General features: G+C 49.5%; 15 protein-coding genes. 12 read left to right on the forward strand and 3 right to left on the reverse strand.

Annotation, left to right across the window (positions count from 1 at the left end; translation table 11 throughout):
• Positions 1 to 4 precede the first annotated feature (4 nt).
• The 9 genes from ACT3R7_RS14175 to ACT3R7_RS14215 all read left to right on the forward strand — a co-directional run bounded on the left by ACT3R7_RS14175 (position 5) and on the right by ACT3R7_RS14215 (position 13,464).
• Entirely contained in the window at positions 5 to 1,330 is a 1,326-nt protein-coding gene (locus tag ACT3R7_RS14175; RefSeq protein WP_417420253.1) for an ABC transporter ATP-binding protein, read from the forward strand.
• A complete protein-coding gene (locus ACT3R7_RS14180; protein ID WP_496199248.1) occupies positions 1,327 to 2,790 on the forward strand; it encodes a class I SAM-dependent methyltransferase in 1,464 nt (487 codons plus the stop codon). The genes ACT3R7_RS14175 and ACT3R7_RS14180 overlap by 4 nt, the downstream gene beginning before the upstream one ends.
• On the forward strand, positions 2,787 to 3,830 hold the full coding sequence (locus tag ACT3R7_RS14185) for a glycosyltransferase family 4 protein (RefSeq protein ID WP_496199249.1): 1,044 nt from the start codon (positions 2,787 to 2,789) through the stop codon (positions 3,828 to 3,830). The genes ACT3R7_RS14180 and ACT3R7_RS14185 overlap by 4 nt, the downstream gene beginning before the upstream one ends.
• 1,294 nt (positions 3,831 to 5,124) lie before the next feature.
• Positions 5,125 to 8,253 carry a DUF4214 domain-containing protein gene (locus ACT3R7_RS14190; RefSeq protein ID WP_496199250.1) on the forward strand — a complete coding sequence of 1,043 codons (3,129 nt, stop codon included), beginning with the start codon at positions 5,125 to 5,127 and terminating at the stop codon, positions 8,251 to 8,253.
• Positions 8,254 to 8,402: 149 nt separating this feature from the next.
• On the forward strand, positions 8,403 to 9,203 hold the full coding sequence (locus ACT3R7_RS14195) for a SapC family protein (RefSeq protein WP_496199251.1): 801 nt from the start codon (positions 8,403 to 8,405) through the stop codon (positions 9,201 to 9,203).
• A 190-nt stretch (positions 9,204 to 9,393) separates the two neighbouring features.
• Complete coding sequence (locus ACT3R7_RS14200) at positions 9,394 to 9,921, forward strand: hypothetical protein (protein WP_496199252.1); 528 nt, start codon at positions 9,394 to 9,396, stop codon at positions 9,919 to 9,921.
• A gap of 77 nt (positions 9,922 to 9,998) precedes the next feature.
• A complete protein-coding gene (locus tag ACT3R7_RS14205) occupies positions 9,999 to 10,211 on the forward strand; it encodes a DUF6447 family protein (protein ID WP_496199253.1) in 213 nt (70 codons plus the stop codon).
• Positions 10,212 to 10,550: 339 nt separating this feature from the next.
• Entirely contained in the window at positions 10,551 to 12,059 is a 1,509-nt protein-coding gene (locus ACT3R7_RS14210) for a M14 family zinc carboxypeptidase (RefSeq protein WP_496199254.1), read from the forward strand.
• A 241-nt stretch (positions 12,060 to 12,300) separates the two neighbouring features.
• Positions 12,301 to 13,464 (forward strand): O-antigen ligase family protein, encoded by a 1,164-nt coding sequence (locus ACT3R7_RS14215; protein ID WP_441676226.1) that lies wholly within the window; start codon positions 12,301 to 12,303, stop codon positions 13,462 to 13,464.
• A gap of 65 nt (positions 13,465 to 13,529) precedes the next feature.
• Here the strand turns inward: ACT3R7_RS14215 and ACT3R7_RS14220 are convergent, their stop codons facing one another.
• From ACT3R7_RS14220 to ACT3R7_RS14230, 3 genes are read right to left on the reverse strand one after another with little or no spacing between them, the layout of a single operon-like run.
• Positions 13,530 to 14,348, reverse strand: coding sequence for a glycosyltransferase family 32 protein (locus tag ACT3R7_RS14220; RefSeq protein WP_496199255.1), 819 nt, complete (start codon positions 14,346 to 14,348; stop codon positions 13,530 to 13,532).
• 56 nt (positions 14,349 to 14,404) lie between these two features.
• Positions 14,405 to 14,995, reverse strand: coding sequence for a FlgO family outer membrane protein (locus ACT3R7_RS14225; protein WP_496199256.1), 591 nt, complete (start codon positions 14,993 to 14,995; stop codon positions 14,405 to 14,407).
• Positions 14,996 to 14,999: 4 nt separating this feature from the next.
• Positions 15,000 to 15,737 (reverse strand): hypothetical protein, encoded by a 738-nt coding sequence (locus tag ACT3R7_RS14230; protein ID WP_193091872.1) that lies wholly within the window; start codon positions 15,735 to 15,737, stop codon positions 15,000 to 15,002.
• A gap of 107 nt (positions 15,738 to 15,844) precedes the next feature.
• On the opposite strand from ACT3R7_RS14230, the gene ACT3R7_RS14235 reads away from it, so the two are divergent.
• From ACT3R7_RS14235 to ACT3R7_RS14245, 3 genes are all read left to right on the forward strand, one after another.
• Positions 15,845 to 16,879, forward strand: coding sequence for an OmpA family protein (locus ACT3R7_RS14235; RefSeq protein ID WP_496199257.1), 1,035 nt, complete (start codon positions 15,845 to 15,847; stop codon positions 16,877 to 16,879).
• A gap of 876 nt (positions 16,880 to 17,755) precedes the next feature.
• Positions 17,756 to 18,673, forward strand: coding sequence for an HAD-IIB family hydrolase (locus ACT3R7_RS14240; RefSeq protein ID WP_441676222.1), 918 nt, complete (start codon positions 17,756 to 17,758; stop codon positions 18,671 to 18,673).
• Between the two features lie 18 nt (positions 18,674 to 18,691).
• A complete protein-coding gene (locus tag ACT3R7_RS14245) occupies positions 18,692 to 19,912 on the forward strand; it encodes a glycosyltransferase family protein (RefSeq protein WP_192539905.1) in 1,221 nt (406 codons plus the stop codon).
• Positions 19,913 to 20,476 lie beyond the last annotated feature (564 nt).

The following is a 20,476-nucleotide window of genomic DNA, read 5'->3' on the forward strand; positions in this document are numbered from 1 at the left end:
AGCAATGAAATCGAATTCATCTATGTCATCTCATTCGGCGTTGGATCCTGCAGCATTAAGTAGCGATGCGATATCGCCTCAACCTCCCGCTATTGACGTTGAGGGCCTTAGTAAATCGTTTAAGCTTTTTTCTAAGCCTGCTGATCGGCTACGCGAAGCCTTAACCGGAAAAAATCGCCATACGGCCTACCATGCATTAAGTGATATCAGTTTTAGCGTTGCGCCTGGGGAAGTGCTCGGCGTGTTGGGTAAAAATGGAGCTGGCAAATCCACGCTGCTCAAGCTACTGACGGGCGTAATCATACCCGACAGTGGCAGTATGACTATTAATGGCCGAGTCACTGGGTTGCTGGAACTTGGAACTGGCTTTAATCTTGAACTAAGTGGTGCCGATAACATTACCGCCAATGCCCTGATGTTGGGCATGACTCACACCGAAATCGAACAGCGCCGTAACGCCATTATCGCGTTTTCTGAACTGGGCGATTATATTCACGAACCGCTTCGCACCTATTCGTCCGGAATGATTATGCGTTTAGGGTTTGCTATTGCCATACATGCCGATCCCGCTTGTCTGCTGGTAGATGAAGCGCTGTCGGTAGGCGATGGCTACTTTCAGCAAAAATGTATGCAGCGCATTCGTGAGTTTAAACAGCAGGGTGGGGCGATCTTGTTTGTTTCCCACGATCTCAACGCTGTTAAAATACTTTGTGATCGTGCAATTGTATTGGACGGCGGAAAAATTGTTAAACAAGGCTCGCCGGAAGACGCTGTCAATATTTACAATCACATCATGGCAAGGCAGTCCGAAGAAGAAGAAAACCGCCATTTGGCCCGCCACGCTAATGTTGCAGGTACACATCAAGTTATTGTTACGCATGCTAAAGCTAAGGGAGAGCTAAGTCAGGCTGAAGTGATTACAAGTGGCGAAATGCTGCATCTCAGCGTTACGTTAACTGCCCAGCAGGCGGTTAACGATATGGCGCTTGGCCTGTTGATACGTGACCGTTTCGGACAAGATATTTTTGGTATTAATACTTACGAACGTCATGGCCCTATCCAGATGAATAAAGATGAAGTGCGAACGTTCGACTTTGCTATTCATGCACTAATAGCGCCAGGCAAGTATACCGTCACCTTAGCGATGCATCCGGGTAAAGATCATATTGATGCCTGCTATTGGTGGCAAGATGGCGCCTTGCAATTTGAGGTGGCCGGCTTCATTGGTCCTGCATTCTCGGGTATTTGCGAGCTTCCCTACACCCTCACGCCACATTCATCGAAATGTGAGCCTGCCGTATTAACAAGTGCATGCAAGGAAACTCCATGAATAACGTCCCTGAGCGCGATATTGCCGAACTAGAAGCACGGCTACGCCAGGCGGCAGTCGAAGGTGAAGATATCTCACAGTCGTTAGGCGAGCCGCTGGGCGATTGGCGTCATCGGCTGCTCAAGCATCAAGTAAGATATCAGCATACTCCCTATCTAGTACTGTTGAATCCCGGTGCGCCCAGCATTATCGAGCTACTGGCCTACGATCAAGATAACGAGCATTTTTTGACCGCGTTATACCATCACTTGTTAGGCCGAGAAGTCGACCCTGAAGGACGAATTTATTACCTTCAGGAAACAGAGCACTTTGGCCGGCTGTTTGTACTGCTTAATATGCTCAATACTGAACCGGTTAGCGACTATCTAAATGAGCAGGGAACTCAGATATCTCCACGTTTGCTCCAGCTGGCAAAAATACATAAAAAAGCTAATCGGGTAGAGTGGCGTAGCCAGCTTTGGCAAAAATTACTACCTAAATTGGAGCGTCGTTGGCAGCGCCGGCTAACTCATCATGCCGAATTTCGTCGTGCTATTGCATTACAGCGTAGCCAGGCAATGCGCCAGCACCTGTTAATTGATGCTGTGGCGGAGCTTGACCAGCGCCAAATGCAGCTGCAGCAGCGTCAGCAGCAAGAACATGCCAAGCATCAGGGGGTATGGCAACAGCTGGCATATTTGCGTCGCCATCAAGCGCAAACGAACCCCGCTGGTGCAGACGATACTGCGTCAATAGCAGTTCAAGTAAATGATGCTCAGCCAGCGGTTCCGTCAACAGTCAACACTCAGCTGGATGCTTACTACCTAGCGTTTGAAGACACCTTCCGCGGTGAAGAGCATGCTATTAGCGCTCACCTGGAACGCTATCGTTCAGTATGGGTAAGTGCACGCCAGGCTGGAGATAGAGCATTAGACTTGGGCTGTGGGCGCGGTGAATGGTTACGTATGCTTACTCAGGCGGGCTATCAGTCCTATGGGATTGATTTAAACTCTACGATGGTTGCGCACTGCCAAGAGCAAGGATTTAACGTAACCCTCCAAGATGCTTTGGCTGCATTACGTGCCCAGCCTGATAATAGTCATGCTCTCATAACCGGTTTTCATATTGCTGAGCACCTGCCGTTTAACGTGCTATTTGAACTTGTGGGCGAAGCTTTCCGCGTATTGGCACCCGGTGGCAGCTTAGTGCTGGAAACCCCAAACCCAGAGAATCTTATTGTTGCCAGCTACAGCTTCTATCACGATTTGACCCACCGTAATCCGCTGACTCCTGTAACACTTGAGTTCCTATACCAGTTCCATGGTTATACGCCGGTGGAAATAAAGCGCTTCAACCCACCACCCGAAGAAACCCGTATTCCCTCAGAAACGCCCACTGCAGAGCGTCTTAACCATATGCTATGCGCGCCTATGGATTATGCAGTAGTAGGTACTAAGGCCCATTCGAAGGTGGCGGTATGAAAATATTGTTAACAGCCAACTACACTCCATTTATTGCAGGTGGCGCCGACTATCATTCACAGGGTGTGTTGGAAGCGTTACGTCATCACGGTTACCAAGCTGAGTTGATGCGTTTACCTTTCCATTATGGAGAGCAGCATATTACCCAGCAAATGCGCTATGTTGAGCAGCTTAACGTGCAAACCCCGAATGATATTTCTGTGGATCGCGTCATCAGCCTACAATTTCCTACCTATGGGGTAGCCCACCCAGAGCATGTGGTATGGCTAATGCACCAGCATCGAGCCTGCTATGAGCTATTTGATCCTGCCACTGCCAGCCCCGAGCTGGCCGAGTTAAAGGCCCAGGTCGAGGCCTTCGACAATCATCATCTGAGCAAAGCTAAAAAGTGCTTTGCCAACTCTCCGCGCGTAGCCGAACGACTGGAGCACTACAATCAGTTAAGTGCCGAGCCGCTATACCACCCACCATATCAGGCCGAGCGCTTTACCTGTACTGATGATTGGGGATACATTTTCTATCCTAGCCGTTTGGAGCCGCTTAAACGCCAAACACTTCTGATTGAGGCCATGCGCTATACGTGCACGCCTGTGAATCTATTATTAGCTGGCGAGGGTAGCCAGCGTGCAGCGCTTGCCGCGCTCATTGAACAGTATGGTCTACAGGACCGTGTACGCCTGCTGGGCTACTGTAGTGAAAGTGAAAAAAGAACGTTATACGCCCATAGCCTTGCCGTGGCTTTCCCTGCCTTCGATGAAGATTACGGCTATATTACGCTTGAGGCGATGCTTGCGGCAAAACCCGTAATTACCTGTACTGATAGCGGTGGCCCAACGGCGTTTGTTGAACCAGACCACACAGGCTGGGTGGTGCCGCCAGAAGCGCAGGCATTGGCTGATGCCATGGATGCTGCTTATGCTGACCGGAACCGAACACAGCAGCTGGGCCAGGCGGGGCGAACACACTATCAGCAGCATAATATTTCATGGAACCAGGTAGTGGAAAAGCTCATGAGCGCGTTTGAAAGCAAAACGGCTTAGTGAACCAAGAGTAATAATTGGTAATGGCGCTTATCACCCTACCGGCCCTGTGGGCGTACAAAGGCTAAAGGCGATAATTTTCCCGCTTTCCTGGTTGCTGGCTAAATAGTAGAGCGAGCCGGGAATGCCGTGAGCCATATTCCTATTACGGCGCGCGCCAGCATTATAGATCCCCTCTTCTAATCGCATTCATTGCTGCTTTGGGGCTCATTGAACGAGCCTCAAAATAATGGATGCGCGCGCATTGTATTCCAGCACTTGTTCGGCTTATTTCTTGTCGTTGATACGAACCTGACCCGTTAGGTCTTGGTGAGTATTTCAGGCTTTGTGCTATCGCTAACCGATGCTACTTACGACACCTTATCCCATTTGAGCTTGCTGTTAGCATCACGACATCCGGCTTCAGTATTTATGCGCGTTAGCATCCTTTGCTTCTATCAAATTCATCAGTGGGATAACGGTCATCTCCTCCCCTTGTGTGCCCTAAAAGTATCAGGTAAGTCGGCTATGCAAGAGGCATGAGAACGAAAAAATAGTTCTATGCATAGACGCTAAGCGTATATATGAAGCTTAAAATTTGCAGGCCTTGATGGATTTTCAAACAGCCAATATCAAAAAAATATAAAAATATGATGAATTTTAAAATAAATAACTAAAAGTTATCTTAGGCTATCGCCTATCTGTCAAGGGGCAAACGGTTGGTTAAAGCGCAATTTTCTTGGATTTTACCCGCCATTTCTGCTCAGTATAAAAAATTCAGCATTATTTGTTTGTCTTATTTTTTAAATTTAAAAAAGAATTTTAAGCAGTTATTTGGAGTGTTTTTTGCGCTGCAAATTCATCGAAATATTCATTAAGTACAGCTTGCTAGTTGTTTTGTTATTGTTTGTCAATGGACGAAGTCTTATTAATTTGTAAGATATATCTTACAACGTAGGTCTTGGTTGACGAATTTTCTTACAATAAGTTATTGATTTTTATGTAATTTATTTTATATAGGCAAAGATTTTTAGTTGTGTTTGAGTGAAATTAATTTAATACACTTTGTTTTTTGATATTAATTATGTTTAGTATATTGGTTGGTGGTAGGAATATTGACTTATGGTCGAAGGTGATATTAGATTAGCCCTGTTCCAGCTAGGTAATGTTAATACGATTTGTTAGCTATCCACCTAATGTGAACTAACGGCTGTATTGCATTGAGGGAACAGGAATGATTACCTTGAGCGCTCAAGGTCGCTAAGAACCATTCAATGTGGATGGTATCTTTTTATAGCAAGGAGACTATAGTCCCATGGCAACACAAGAGAATTTAGATCTGGCTCAAACACTTTATGTAGCCTATTACGGTCGTCCGGCCGATAAAGCGGGCCTCGAGTTTTGGGCTGATGAAATCGAAGCCTCTGGCGCGGCAGCTGTGGTAAGTGTATTCGGCAACTCAGATGAGTATGTTGCCCGCTTTGGCGATCTTAGCTCTGAAGAGTTGATCAACAGCATTTACCAGCAAGCATTCAACCGCGATGCTGATGAAGGCGGAATGACTTTCTACGCGGAGAAGCTAGAAAGCGGTGAGCTGGACCTAGCAACAATCGCACTGACGATCGTTGAAAACGCATCAAACGACGATGCCCAAGACGCTACCATCCTGACGAACAAAGTTGACGCTGCTAACGCATTCACTGCAGCAGCTGGTGGTACTTATGCAGGTAATGATGCTGCAGAATATGCGGCTGATTTCCTAAGCAATGTAAATGAAGAGGGTGTTACTGCCGCTCAGGTTTCCGAGGCGGTAGCGGGTATCCCTCAAGGTGGTACTGAGCCAGAGCCGGAAGCACCCTCTAACACTATCGACATCACCTTCAATACCAGCACTGTTGGTAACGCTGAAGAGATCTTCGGTACGTTCGAAACTACTACTGATGGCGAGCTGGTTCAGATTGCTCTGCCTTCACTGGCTGTCCGTAACCAGCAGCAGACCGTTACCTCTATCGGCAAGGCCGAGTGGGACGAAGCTGGTCGTGTTGTAACGACTTCAGCTGATTACACTTTCAATATGTCCAACCAGCTGGGCGCAAGCAAAGAGTACACTGGCGAGTTCCTGAGCCCGCTGCTGACTTCTGAGTCGCGTAGCGCTGACTCTCAGCTGTTCATTGAACTGCTCGATATTCGTGCTGCAGGTACCGATCAGCCGCTGGGTAACCTCCCCATCGATGGTATTCGCTTCCAGGTTGACGGCGAAGCGACTGTATTGCGCTCCGACGATATCTTCAACGCCAAGACTTATCCTGAGCTGCTGGTTGCTATCCGTGAAGCCATCGCTGCCGATAGCGATCTAGCGGGCTTCACTGCCGAAATCGGCTCCAGCTTCACTGCAACCGATGGCGGTCAACCGATCCCGGGTGCGGTAGGTAGCACCATCATCCTGACTGACTCGCAAGGCCGTGAAATCTCTAACGGTTCTTTCACCTACAGCGATCAGGAAACCGGCGGTTTCACTCTGTACGGTGATCTGTCTACCGAAGCGCCTGAGTCCATTCGTGACCTGATCTCCACTAACCTGGATCTGGACAACGTTGGTTACGGCTCTCAGGGCGGCTCTATCAACCTGGCCGGTGAATCCAACACCGATAAAGGCGTTGAAGAGTTCAATATCGACGCTGAAAACGGCGTATGGCTGACCCGTCTTGAGTCACAGACTATTTCCGGCGCCCAGGCGCTGAAAGAAATTAACCTGAACGGCAGCGGCTACTTCCGCGTTGGTCAGCAGAGCGATCAGAACGTATTCAACATCGCTCAGCTGATGACTCAAGCAGTAGTTCCGACCTTTAATGAAATTGGTGATATTGTCGGTAGTGCCTTTAGTCAGGCTGCCCTTGAAGACAATGCTGGTCTGGTTGACGTCGAAAAAGTCAACGCCCAGGACTTCGACGGTGAAGTCAAGCTGAATGCTTACCTGACTAACGACGTCATTGCACGTGACATGAACCTGCAGGACGATCAGGCGAACCCTGCTACAGATAACGTCAACTACACCTACCAGACTGCTGGCGGCAACGACCAGATCTCTCTGATTGTTGAAGAAGGCGTTCTGCAGCGTGAAGACGCTTTGCTGAACATCAATGCAGGCAACGGCAACAACTTTGTTGAAACCCTGATCGTTGATGCATCTGGTCGCGCAGTTGAAAGCGTCAACCAGCAGCTGAACCAGGACTTCGGTGCCGAGCAGGTTACTATCGTCACCGGTAATGGCGACGACGTTGTGCGTACCTGGGGTGCGGGCGATGCAACTATCAGCACTGGCGCCGGTAACGACGTTATCTACGCTGATAACTCTGGTCTTCTATCAAACGAAGCTGACGGCATCAGTAACGGTCTTCCGGTTGAAGACCGCGCTACTCGCTGGGAATTCAACTCAACAGCTTCTGGTGATGCACCTACCGGCATTTCAAACAGCAACGCTGGTCTTTCTGCTGGCGCCAACGGCACTGAGCAGGTGTTCGATGCGTTCAAGCTGCAAGTACGCGTTGACTTCAAAGGTTTTGAATCTACTTGGGTAAACGTGCCGCACAACGGTTCGCAAACCACTTCGCTCGAAATCAACCAGGCTATCAAGGACGCGGTTAACAACGACGCGGTTCTTCAGCACCTGATCGAAGCCAACGACGGCAACGGTAACATCCTTGATATCGTTTCACTGATCGATGCCGATAACCTGAGCGATCTGTCCGTTGAATTCCGCGGGCCTTTGGCAGCCGGTGCTTCAAACGGCAGCGGTCGTCCGCAGCTTGCCGCTGACGAGTCTGGCGCTACTGATGATCTGGATGCCATTCAGGGTATTTACACTACCGACGGTGCGGGTGATGACGCCACCGATAGCGTTGTAGGCGAAATTGCTGGCGTTTCCAGCGCTGTTGAGAGCGACAACACCATCAATGCCGGCAGCGGCAATGATGTGATCGTTCTGGGCACTGGCGAGAACAGCAACGATACGATCGTTCTTGAAGGTAACTTCGATCGTAACAGCATCGTAAACTTCATCGCAGGCAGCGATTCAGAAGACGACGCAAACTACGATGCTGGCTACGACATTCTGGACTTCTCCAGCTACCTGGGCGGCTCTGCCAACTTTGGTGATGCATTAGGTGATACTCGTAGCGTTAATGTAACTGATTCCTTTAGCTACGCTGACGGCGTTTCCTGGGGCTCACTGAGCGCCAGCGACGTTGCAGATGTGTATGAAGGTCTGGGTGAAAACTCTTCCTTTGACAGCATCCTGCTGGTTGAAGCAACTGGTAGTGGTGAAGGCCAGTACAAGGCGTTCCACCTGAACTCTGCTAACAACAGCAACGACGTAAACGTTGAGCTGCTGGGCGTGCTGGACTTCGGTGCAACTCAAGACTTCGATGCCGCTAACTTTGCATAAGCAAACAGCTGCTTGATAGTCGAACAAGCCCCCAGCGATGCTGGGGGTTTTTTCTTGTCTGTGATTCATCATTTGCACCACGAACCTTCAGTGCTAAACAGTGTCGTTTCTTTGTAGCTTGGTATTCCGCTTTTTGTTCTAGAGGTTTTATGTCACGTTTCGTACCGATTTCGCGCTCTTCCCATAAAGATTATGCTTGGCTCAAGGCGGCCAATTACGATTTTATAGTTGACCAGCAAGCAATCGTGCTGGCTGGACAAGAATTACCTCCCGCGTTAGCAACTATGCCCGTAGGGTTTCGTCAATCAGGAGCCGGTAAGTTAGAATTAGTGGCTATCTGCTCTCTCAGTAATCAGCAGAATTTATTTGTTCATTCCGATGGCCGTTGGTTAGCAGCATATCGGCCTGCGTTACTGCGTACCTACCCCTTCCTGCTACAGAAAGGGTCTAACGACCAGCATGTTCTTTGTATAGACGAACAAAGTGGATTGCTCGTGGATGGCAAAGGCAGTGTCGGTGAGCCGCTTTTCAATGAGGCTGGAGAGTTGAGTGAAACGCTAAGTCAAATCTTCCAATTCCTTTCTCAATGGGAAAGGCAGCGGCAAAACACTCAAAAAGCCGTCGACATGTTGGCCAGTTTCAACTTGATCGTACCTTGGGATGTGAAGATGCAGTCTCAAGAAGGTAACGATATGCCGGGGTTGAAAGGCTTTTATCGTATTGATGAAAAAGCCTTGAATGCACTGTCGGCCGATAAGCTGGATGCACTTAGGCAGCTTGGAGGATTGACGATTGCCTATGCGCAGCTTTTCTCCCAGCATCGTCTCAGCGTATTGACCCGTTTGTATAATCTGCATCAACAAGATCGAAACGCTTCAAATGCCGAAGTGGACCTTGAGTCGCTTTTCGATGGCTCGGATGATGGCATAAGCTTTGATTTTGATAGCTAAGCTACTGATATTAAGGTTTTAAAATCGGGTCTGGAAACTGTTTTCAACTAACCGGGGAAACTTTTTTACCCAGTTTATCGAATTCAGTAGAATGGCGCGCTTCTTATCGCAACGAGAGAGGTGCTTGATGTCTACATTGCCTAAAAGCGTTGTAGTAGGAGGTCGGCGATACCCTACGTGGGCATTAAGCTTGCGAGCACGCGAACAGCTAACCAACCTTGAACATGTCGATAAGCACATTGCTGAATTACGCCGTCGGTTGGCGCTTTATAGCTCTGCGCGCGATATATGTCAGCGAAGTTTACGCGAAGCATTACCCAGTAAGCGTCAGGTATTGCTAGAGCCACGTTATTATTGGCAAATTGTATCGTTGGAGTGGGCGCGGGCCAATTGGCCTGTTAAGGCGCCAACACTTAATCTGCACTGTCTAGGGGGAGCGACCCATTACCGTGAGGATGACCGCATATTGGTGTATGTAAAAGGCTATGGTGTGGTTGGTTGGGGGGATGTGCAGGTGGATAACCACGATGCGCAGTGCCATATCATCTGGCGCTTTATGGTTGAGGAATTGAAAGATGCCCTATCTGCCAAGGAGCTGAAAGATTTTTCTGTGCGTTACCCTAATCGTGCATCTCAAATGCTACCGGCCTCAGCGGATGTAGCGCGTTTATTGAAAGCGCTAGAGTCAAAGCCAGCCGCACGGAATGTTGCTGAATGAATTAGTGTTTTCGACATTTGATTCGGCAGCTGTAATAATTCTCTCTTCTTTTTTTGATGATTTTTAAGGAGCCTTACATGGCGCAGGATAAAGTACAAACGGTTACAATTGATGGCAACGAATATAACGTTGCGGATTTATCTGAAAATGCACGTAATCAAATGGTTAATTTACGTGTAACGGATCAGGAGGTTCAGCGTTTAAACCAGCAATTAGCGATTGCTCAAACTGCACGCACTGCATACGCAAATGCGCTGAAAGCAGAGCTGCCTGAGCAAAAAACGCACTAACGTAAAAGTATGTTTGTAAAGAAGTAATATCAAATTGAGCGCGGCTTTATAGCCGTGCTTTTTTATGAATGTATAAACAGTGGGTTAGTAATACTTTTTTTGCGGTTCGGCGTCAGCAAATATCCTTGTATCTCTCATCAAAATTAGGCGTGAAAAAGTAACCCTACTTTGTAATTCGTTGACACTTACATAAGAACTACGCTATAGCTGAATCAGCTGTTGGTTAAGGGCGAGTGCTCAAGTATGACGTAGATTTAAAACAGTACGAAGATACTGCTCTTTTAAGCGTTACGACTAACAGGCGACAGGGAACGTAATTGATGATGTCGGGAGACAAAAATGCTAACTCCATCACAGCAGTTGCAGTCGTACTATTTGGCAATGTTTGGCCGGGCCGCAGATCCTGAAGGGTTTAATTATTGGTTGAATAAGCTCAATACAGGCGCATTAACGCTTGAAGGCGTCGCCGAGCAAATGTTGTTATCCAATGAGTTTGCTTCCCAGCGTGAAGAGCTTATTCAACTTGATAGCAACGGTTGGGTCAACGAGGTATATCAGCGTTTGTTCGCACGCGAGGCAGAAGCAGAAGGAATTGCCTATTGGTCTGAACAGGCTCAAAATGGACGTTCTGCTCAAGATATTTTGCTAGATATGATTGATTTTGCAAAGGGTACGGATGCAGAGGCATTAAACGCATACGCATCAATTGCAGGCTTTTATTCCACAAACGTTTTAAGTGCAGATTACGATTCCGAAAAGGCATTAGTACAAGACGGTTTCAGGTCAAACGACCAGCTTTATCAGGACTTGGCAGAGTTAGATGCTACTTATGATACTTTAAGCTTGGTTCAGGCAGGAGAGTCCATTGAGGGCCGTCCGCTGTATAGCGCCACCGTTGGGGAAGGGCCACGTAAATTAATGATCGTGACCCAACAGCATGGTGATGAACCCGTGGGCACCGAATCCGCGATGCACCTGCTAGAGTGGTTGAGTGGCGATAGTGAGGCAGCTCAATCGTTGCGTGAGCAGGTCACATTGACCGTGATGCCCAGAGTTAATCCAGATGGTTTTGAGCGCTGGGAACAGCTGGTTTCAGGTAATAGCGATCCTGAAACTACATTAGACCCACGTCGTAACTCAGCAGATATAGATCTCAACCGCACATGGGATGCCAGCGAAACGATTGATCCGGCGCTGATTCCTGAAACCTTAGCTGTACGTCAAATATTGGAAGCGTTTCAGCCGGATTTGATTCTCGATTATCATAATCAGAATAACTATCTCAATGAGATGGGCGAGCTGGAGACAATGTCGATTCTGTGGCCAACCAATGACAGTGTCGAGCCGTCTATAACGGCTACCGCTCAGCAGGCTGCTGTAGCACTTGCCCAAGGGGTTGAGCTATTTGATTATGGGTATCTATCTTTATTCCCTGGCGGCGATGCGGCGGATATCGGCCGTAATGGGATAGCGATAGATGGTACACCGGCACTTTTAATAGAACAGCGTGGGCTTGAAGAATTTGAGTTAAAAGCGCTGGAGGGGCTAGAGCTTGATTTTGATGCAGTCGCAAGCGCGCTAACTCTTGAAGGGGTTCTCAGCATGATTGGCGTTATGCAGGCGCTGGGTAACGATGGCTTTGATACCATTGATCCGGAATTAGCCATCTTGATCCCGGAGCGAGGAGAGCGCACCCCCTTCGATGAAATTTATGCGGAAGAGGTTGATTGGGGAATGGATATCGCGGCAACCCCTAGCATCGAGTCTCTTTATGATGGGGAAGAACTTACTCCTGTGACGTTGGCGGGTGTAGCTGAGCCCTCATCATCGGAATTTTTAGCCGCATAAAAAGACCCGGTGACTCCTATCTGTTCGATATGCCCTCATGCTAATAGTGAGGGCATTTTTTTTGGCTGACGTGATTTCTAAGGTATTAGTATAGATAGCGTATAAGCCTGCTAAGCATATTTGCGCCTACTAGCCCCCTTGGGGAGATGTGCTACTATCACCGGCCTTCGTTTTCTGCTGGAAGCGCTAAATGGTCGTTACAAAGCCTTTATATCAAATGACAAGTGGCATGGTGTTTTTGATGAGCGCCTTAGCGCTGGTCGTGCCATCGGGCTATTCAATCGGTCCTGTGATGCTGCTATTGGCCAGTGGGCTGCTTTTAGTTAAACGTCTGCCCTGTAAGCTCAAGCCGCAAGACCTATGGATTATCGCCGCGTTGGGTATTTATGGCGTTGTGGTTGGTGCGCTTTCTTTGCTTGAGCTTAGTGCGCGCGAGCTTGACCGCCCTGTGCGGTTTTTATTGGCGATACCCGTGTTACTGTTGATTCTGCGTGTTCCTCCGCGGCTATCTTGGCTGTGGTCGGGTATTGCGGTAGGCGCAATCGGTGCAGGGACGCTGGCTGCCTGGCAAAAATTCGGTGAAGAAGTATGGCGTGCCGGTGGGTTTCTGCATCCCATACAGTTTGGCAATTTAAGTATGCTAATGGGGGTGTTGTGTTTAGCAGGCTTGGGCTGGGCTGCCGTGCAAGGCTCCCGATATAAATGGGTGGCGCTCTTATTAATAGGTGCGCTGTGCGGCATGCTGGGATCGTTATTTTCGGGTAGCCGAGGAGGCTGGATTGGTTTGCCCATTATAGGCATGGTGCTTTATCGCAGCTATGGTCACTGCTTCTCTGCGCGGGTTAAATTCAGTATTGTGGGTTTTGTAGCGTTGCTTATTGCAACGCTTTATCTATTGCCCCAAACCGGCCTTCAGCAGCGGGTAAAAGAAGCAGCCAGCGATATCAGCAGCTACGTAACAGGAGCAGAAAGAGACACCTCACTTGGGCTTCGGTTTGAAATGTGGCAAGGAGCAACGCAGTTGATTGCAGACCGCCCCTTATTAGGCTGGGGGGAGGCTGGCTATCAGTCAGCCATGCACGAGTTAGGCGAGAAAGGCGATATTTCAGTCGCTGCTTCTGGGTTTGGCCATGCGCACAATGACATCATCGATGCATTTGCAAAGCGCGGGATCTTGGGGGTGGTAGTATTGCTATTGTTGTACCTAGTGCCCATGCGGATGTTTGCTTCAGGTTTACGGCATTCCAATCATGAAACTAGAGCGTTAGCCGTAGCAGGCACGTTATTGTCTGTGGCTTATATTGATTTTGGCCTTTCGCAAACTTTTTTTGCGCATAATAGTGGTGCCATGTTTTACGCGTTCTGGCTGGCTGTGCTATGGGGCACGTATAGTGCAAAGAAATAATCGAGTAAGCGTCACAGCATCACGCATTACTCAATATCAATAGGGAAATAAGGGCGGTGGTGAGGTTAAGGTTTGCGTGGCGATGTTTTGGGGGCAACCACTTCCACCTTTTTCTGCTCTTTTGTCCACTTGCCTGCTGGTTTATCAATATATTGAAAGTACTCGTTGGTAAAACTGCCCTGGTTGCAAGCATGTCGATAGGAGACAGTCGGCACGTTTGTTTGATCAAGCTCCTGATTAAAAACGCCAGGGCCGGTAATATCAAACACGTTTTTAGATTCGTTAGTCTCAATATTCGCGCATGCTCTATCAATCAGCTTGGCTAAATTGGGGTTGGCGGGTTGGCTGGCAATAAAGTAGTTGCTGAAATGGCCTTGCCGGGTAATGACATACAGTTCGTTAATATTTTCAGGCACCACGCGGGCTAGCGGCCAGATAGCGTGAGCATCTATATCAAGATAAACCCCACCATGTTTTTGAAGAACTAATAAGCGCCATAGATCCGCTTGCGCTGCTCCAATTTGCAATCGTTCATAGTTGGCAAGTATTTCTTGATTAAAATTTTCGGCGATAAATTGGTGTCTGGCATCAGTCACCATAAACCGATATTCGAACCGGGGAGCCATCAGTCGGTTAAAGAGATAGTTGAGGTAGACGGGTAGCGTGACCCTGTTTGTAAAGTTGGTCTGCCAAATAATGCGTGGTATGAAAGGCTCTCCTTTAGGGGAGAGCAGTGGTGCCGCGTGTTCGGGTAAAGTGAAGCGCTTGCTGGGGAAAACAGCATGGAAAACATAGCTTAGAAGCTTGGTAACGTTGGCCAAGAGCTTAATGAGGCGGCTCGTTCCTACAATAATCGCATTTTTAAAGGCAGATGATGCGGACATGAAAATGTTCCTGGCTGGCAATCATTGCCGCTTGGTTAGCGGCAAAAACCGATAGTCTACCAGCCTCCCTGGCCTTCCAATAGGCTGCGCATATTATTGTCCAGTTTTATGCGAAAGTCTGCACTGCCCAGCACCATGGCATCGCCTGAACGCACCACCCTGGCGCTGACATATAAATAGTCCTGCCCTTGAGCATAAGTGCCCATCAATATAGAGCGGGCGTTGTGTTGGGAGCTTAAGCGCTGCACTTGGCGGGAAAGAATTAACTCGCCTACGCTTTCCTCAATAAACATGCTGTCGCGCATTTTTACTTCGCGGACCTGCATGCCTTGCTGGGCAAGAGCGGAAGCCATTATTTCTGAGCTAATACGCCCAAACGTGGAGGACTGGCTTAGGTTATCAATACTCACAAAGGTGGCGGCAATCATAGGGCTGTAGCGCGTAAGGTCTGGATTGCTTGCAACCATCTGTTGCGCTGCTTTATGAGCCAACTCAGAAAGGTCTGGTGCGGGTTCTGGTGGTTTATTATTTGAATTGCCCATCGTGCTGCAGCCCACCATGGATAGCAATAAAACGCCCATCAGCAATAGGTGGCTGGTGGATAAACGTTGACGCAATGATGGCGTAGCAAAAAAATTAAAAGGCATGACGTTACCAGGTATTGGTGATGGAAACGGTGGGTGTCGCCGGTGCTCTAGGGACACGGTGAGGCGCGTATTGGCGGCGGTCGCCTGCGTTGATGTAATAAATATTTGATGAAGAGTAAAGAATACGCTCACCATCAATAATCTGTGTGGTGATAATCACTTCTTCATTGCCGGTAGTAGTCCAGCTACCGCTGACGGTATCAGCTATCATCGCCGCAGGAATTAATCCAAGCGCAGGCTCTGCCCAGTGGTTGATCGGGATGGTAGCCACCGCGACGCCTGCCGTTAACGCCGTAAATGCTCCAATTGGCGGACGAATAAAACCGCGGTCACGATGCTCAACGACTTCTACATCAATATGTATATTGGCGGCATTGGGGGTCGGTACGGTGGTTAAGTTGGCACCTCGTGAGACCAATTCGCTGGTGAGCAGCGTACGAAAACCACGATCAAACTCGCCGCCGCTATAGACGTTCAGACCTGGATGATCAGGTTCGGTAATATGTAAATCACGGAAGCGAACCCGCTCACGCTGTAAAATATTGCTGGCTTCATGGCGAGCCAGGACTTCCCAGTGATGGGCAGCCTGCATGCGTTGTTGCTCTGTATAGGGATAGGTGGTGGCTATAGGGGCCTGCGAGGTGTTGGCATAGAAACAGCCGCTCAGCATCAAACCAGTAATCCCTACACTGGCAAGGCGAAATAATTGAGTAGTAAAAAGACGACTTAAGCTGCTATGCACCAGAGGTTCCTTATCGCTTCATGGGGTCTTTGTTAGACTAGATGAGTTTTATCATGCCTAGTAATAATCGGCCACGAGGTTGAAAACTTGAATGAGCGATAACACGAATGCTTGAAGATCATCGCAGCGGTCCGCGCCATGATTCGCTAATGTCAGCGTACCCAACCGATGAAAGTAGTAGCGGGTGGATGATTAGCTATATCGATATCATGACACTGCTGGTAGCGCTATTCGTCATTATTGTGGCAGCGGCGGGCAAAACGGCACCTGATATTTTTCAAACATCGCCAGAAGATGTCGCTCAAGCGCCTCCCCCTGTGCTTGAAGTGCCGCTTCCTGATGCCATGGAAAACGTGCTGCAGCACCGCGTTATAGAAGAGTGGCGACACGGGCTAGATCCTTTCGCGATAAGTGCCGCGTTAGGGGTGGCGGGTTTACCTAAGCCAAGACCTGCGCCTGATTCGCCGCCACCTTTGCTAGCGCTTGCAGACTTTGATCCTCTGCCGCCTGTAGAGCTTGATGAGCCATTAGCCTGGCTTCCGCCGGTGGTATTACCTACCGCGTTAGTGCCCGCCGGTGATGATGTTCCGGCGGCTCCGCTGGCAAACTACATGGTATTGCTAACCGATCGTCCGCCGGTCAATGTGCAAGAAATAAAGGTACAAGAAATATCGGTAGACGCCATCAATAGCGCCCAGGCCGTCCAGGTCGCGTTAGCCGAGCGGGTCGAAACGTCTCCCTACTTGCCAAACCTGGAAGGTGTTGAGGTATCTCGTGTCGCGGAAGGGATTAGTTTGCGGGTACAGGATCAATTGCTGTTTCCTTCAGCGGCTGCAGAGCTAACCAGTGGAGGCTCCTCATTGGTAGGTAGCCTGTTAGAAACCATACAGCGCTACGACGGTGAAGTATGGGTCGAAGGCCATTCTGACAGCCAAACCATCAGCACCGATGAGTTCTCTTCTAACTGGGCACTTTCAAGCGCCCGAGCGATAGCCATTGTGGAAGCACTGGAGGCCGAAGGAGTTGCGCCTGAGCGCTTGCGAGCCGTTGGCTTGGCAGCGACTCAGCCGCTTGACAATAATGAAACCCCAGAGGGGCGAGCGCGCAACCGGCGGGTAGAAGTGGTTATTCATGTTGAGTAGGAGATCACTTTAGCGATGGTCCGACACCTCGGCGGGGGTTAAGGGCGGCTGGCGCCGCCATCGCCGAATAAATTCAGCTCCCACCTCACCGTTGGTGACATTAATACATCTGATGAAAGGTGCTTACCCGGCTTAAAGCACCTTACCCCTGTGGGAGATCGCTTCAGCGGGCGAAGCAGTGCGCAGCGCTGCCGGGGTTAAGGGCGGCTGGCGTCGCCATCGCCGAATAAATTCAGCTCCCACCTCACCGTTGGTGGCATTAATACATCTGATGAAAGGTGCTTACCCGGCTTAAAGCACCTTACCCCTGTGGGAGATCGCTTCAGCGGGCGAAGCTGTGCAGCCGGGGTTAAGGGCGGCTGGCGCCGCCATCGCCGAATAAATTCAGCTCCCACCTCACCGTTGGTGGCATTAATACATCTGATGAAAGGTGCTTACCCGGCTTAAAGCACCTTACCCCTGTGGGAGATCGCTTCAGCGGGCGAAGCAGTGCGCAGCGCGGCGGGGTTAAGGGCGGCTGGCGCCGCCATCGCCGAATAAATTCAGCTCCCACCTCACCGTTGGTGGCATTAATACATCTGATGAAAGGTGCTTACCCGGCTCAAAGCACCTTACCCCTGTGGGAGATCGCTTCAGCGGGCGAAGCAGTGCGATAGCTTAAAAGATAGAGATTTTACTAATAAGAGCCGTTTTAGCTGCACAATAATGATGCTTGGGGCGGGCGTATTAAATTATTGCCTTATGTAAGGCATGCAGTGTTGTTCATTAAGGTTTTAATAAACAATGTTTTTTATATATTGGCATATTAAATGCACATTTAAGGTGGTCATTAACGACAAAGCTTGGCGGCTTTTTTAAGCCAAAAGAGGTAATGCTATGTCTGAACATGCCTGTACCGCATTATTACCCGAGTTGCCTGATGCGGAGCATCGGTCACGTTTGGTGCTCACCGACTTAGATGGTTCGCTACTCGATCACCATAGCTATGATTTCTCACCTGCGGCACCCAGCTTGTCGCGCCTAAAGCAATTAGGCGTGCCGGTAATCCCCGTGACCAGTAAGACGCGTGCTGAATTATTGCCGCTGCGTGAATTGCTTGGACTTACGGGAACACCTTTTGTAGCTGAAAATGGCGCCATTATTGGCTTGCCGCCCAGTTGGTGTCATGCACGTCTTGACCGTCCGGGCAGTGGGCGTGATGGCATCGTTACAAAACACGCCGGCGTTGATATCGGATTTATCCGAGCACGTTTAAGGGTATGGCGCCAACGGTTAGATGTACGTTTTACCAGTATGGGCGAGCTGAGTGTCCAGGACGTCGTCAAACTGACGGGGTTAGATAAAACGCGCGCACAGGATGCCTGCAAGCGCGAAGGCAGCGAGCCGCTAATTTGGCAAGATGATGCCGTTTCGCTCGAAAACTTCCGGTTAGCGCTAAGCGGCGACGGCCTTGAGCTTACTCAAGGCGGACGCTTTTGGCACGTTATGGGTCGTGGCGCCGATAAAGGCTGCGCTGTCACATGGCTAATCAAGCGTTTTGCCAAATTAAGAGGGTGCACGCCACTCTCGTTAGGGCTGGGCGACGGGCCTAATGATCTAACGATGTTGGAGGCGGTCGATCAAGCAGTGGTTATTCGAGGTTGTCATAAAGCACCTGTTACACCGCAGACCACGGCGTTATATCGCACAAGCAAAGCTGGGCCAGCTGGATGGGCAGAAGGAGTCGCGTACTGGTGGGAGCAGGATAGCCGCCAGTTAAATCTGGCAACGAAAACCGTTGCGCTGACTCAATAACGCCAAGGAGGGATGCCCATGAGTGATTTTCATCAAAACGGGGTGATAACCGATTTTCATAATCTCACCCGTCGCCCTGTTGAGGCGCTGGAGCAGGAGCTTATCCAGTTTGCTAAACGCCGCCCTATGGGCTTGATCTTGCCGTCATTGTTTTCAGAGTTGGAAGGGCCTGCGCTATCCCGAATAATTGATGAATTGGCGCAAGTACCTTATTTGCAGGAAATTGTGATTGGGCTGGATCGTGCGGATCGCGACCAGTTTTTATACGCCCGAGAATTCTTTTCACGTCTGCCGCAGCATACCCGCATTTTATGGAACGATGGTCCACGCCTACGTGAGTTGGATGCAGAGCTTGAAAGCCATGGTCTAGGAGCATTGGAGCCAGGTAAAGGGCGTAACGTTTGGTATTGCGCCGGGTATGTTTTGGCTTCCCATCGCTCAGTTGTCGTTGGGCTACATGATTGCGATATTCTTACCTATGATCGAGGGCTTTTAGCGCGCTTAATGTACCCGGTTGCGCACCCGCGCTTTAACTATAGTTTCTGTAAGGGTTACTACCCGCGCATTGCTGAAGGAAAGCTTAATGGCCGTGTGTCACGCTTATTGGTAACCCCTTTACTCCGTGCGCTGAAAACCGTGTGTGGGCCTATGCCTTACCTGGAGTACCTGGATAGTTTTCGTTACCCGCTGTCTGGTGAGTTTGCTATGCGCAGCGAGGTATTGGAAGGGATTCGTATTCCTGCAGACTGGGGGCTTGAAATTGGTGTGCTGTCTGAGCTGCAGCGTAACTACTCCCATCGTCAGCTCTGTCAGGTAGATATCGCTGATGCCTATGATCACAAACATCAGCCTATCAGTGAAGAGGACCCCAATAGTGGTCTAAACCGAATGAGCCTGGATATTTCCAAAGCGCTCTATCGTAAATTGGCCACTCAAGGCGTGAGTTTTAGCAGCGAAGATTTCCGGACGCTAAAAGCCACTTATTACCGGCTGGCGCTGGACCTGATAGAAGCCTATGACCATGACGCTACCATGAATGGCTTGAGCTTGGACCGCCATTGTGAAGAGCAGGCGGTAGAGCTGTTTGCGAGTAACTTGCTAGAAGCCGGCAACCTGTTTCTGGATAACCCGCGCGAGCGGCCGTTTATTCCCAGCTGGAACCGCGTGCAGGCGGCCGTACCGGATGTATTAAGCCGCATGCATGAAGCCGTAGCGTTGGATAACCAGGGCAAGGTGTAGGTTTATTCGAAGAACATGGTAAGAGCAGGCTTCAGCCAGTGAATGAGGGGCAACCCAAGAAGGCCTGATAAGCATTGTGGGAGCAGGCTTCAGCCAGCGAATGGGGTGGGTTTAACCCCGGGAGGCCTTCGGCCAGTGGAACTGGGCTCCCACAATGTTTACCCAACCCCGAGCCTTAATGAATTGGGTTTCTTAATATTTGTCCAGTCCAAAAGGCCTGATAAGCATTGTGGGAGCAGGCTTCAGCCAGCGAATGGGGTGGGTTTAACCTCAGGAGGCCTTCGGCCAGTGGAACTGGGCTCCCACAATGTTTACCCAACCCCGAGCCTTAATGAATTGGGTTTCTTAATATTTGTCCAGTCCAAAAGGCCTGATAAGCATTGTGGGAGTAGGCTTCAGCCAGCGAATGGGGTGGGTTTAACCCCGGGAGGCCTTCGGCCTCCTTCGCCCAGTGGAACTGGGCTCCCACAATGTTTACCCAGCCCCGAGCCTTAATGCATTGGGTTTCTTAATATTTGTCCAGTCCAAAAGGCCTGATAAGCATTGTGGGAGCAGGCTTTAGCC

Source organism: Halomonas sp. AOP43-A1-21, from assembly GCF_052376775.1.
Lineage (GTDB): Bacteria > Pseudomonadota > Gammaproteobacteria > Pseudomonadales > Halomonadaceae > Vreelandella > Vreelandella colorata.

Coding starts and splice junctions, on each gene's coding strand:
- ACT3R7_RS14175 (WP_417420253.1), top strand. CDS start 5: ATGAAATCGAATTCATCTATGTCATCTCATTCGGCGTTGGATCCTGCA.
- ACT3R7_RS14180 (WP_496199248.1), top strand. CDS start 1,327: ATGAATAACGTCCCTGAGCGCGATATTGCCGAACTAGAAGCACGGCTA.
- ACT3R7_RS14185 (WP_496199249.1), top strand. CDS start 2,787: ATGAAAATATTGTTAACAGCCAACTACACTCCATTTATTGCAGGTGGC.
- ACT3R7_RS14190 (WP_496199250.1), top strand. CDS start 5,125: ATGGCAACACAAGAGAATTTAGATCTGGCTCAAACACTTTATGTAGCC.
- ACT3R7_RS14195 (WP_496199251.1), top strand. CDS start 8,403: ATGTCACGTTTCGTACCGATTTCGCGCTCTTCCCATAAAGATTATGCT.
- ACT3R7_RS14205 (WP_496199253.1), top strand. CDS start 9,999: ATGGCGCAGGATAAAGTACAAACGGTTACAATTGATGGCAACGAATAT.
- ACT3R7_RS14210 (WP_496199254.1), top strand. CDS start 10,551: ATGCTAACTCCATCACAGCAGTTGCAGTCGTACTATTTGGCAATGTTT.
- ACT3R7_RS14215 (WP_441676226.1), top strand. CDS start 12,301: ATGAGCGCCTTAGCGCTGGTCGTGCCATCGGGCTATTCAATCGGTCCT.
- ACT3R7_RS14220 (WP_496199255.1), bottom strand. CDS start 14,348: ATGTCCGCATCATCTGCCTTTAAAAATGCGATTATTGTAGGAACGAGC.
- ACT3R7_RS14225 (WP_496199256.1), bottom strand. CDS start 14,995: ATGCCTTTTAATTTTTTTGCTACGCCATCATTGCGTCAACGTTTATCC.
- ACT3R7_RS14235 (WP_496199257.1), top strand. CDS start 15,845: ATGCTTGAAGATCATCGCAGCGGTCCGCGCCATGATTCGCTAATGTCA.
- ACT3R7_RS14240 (WP_441676222.1), top strand. CDS start 17,756: ATGTCTGAACATGCCTGTACCGCATTATTACCCGAGTTGCCTGATGCG.
- ACT3R7_RS14245 (WP_192539905.1), top strand. CDS start 18,692: ATGAGTGATTTTCATCAAAACGGGGTGATAACCGATTTTCATAATCTC.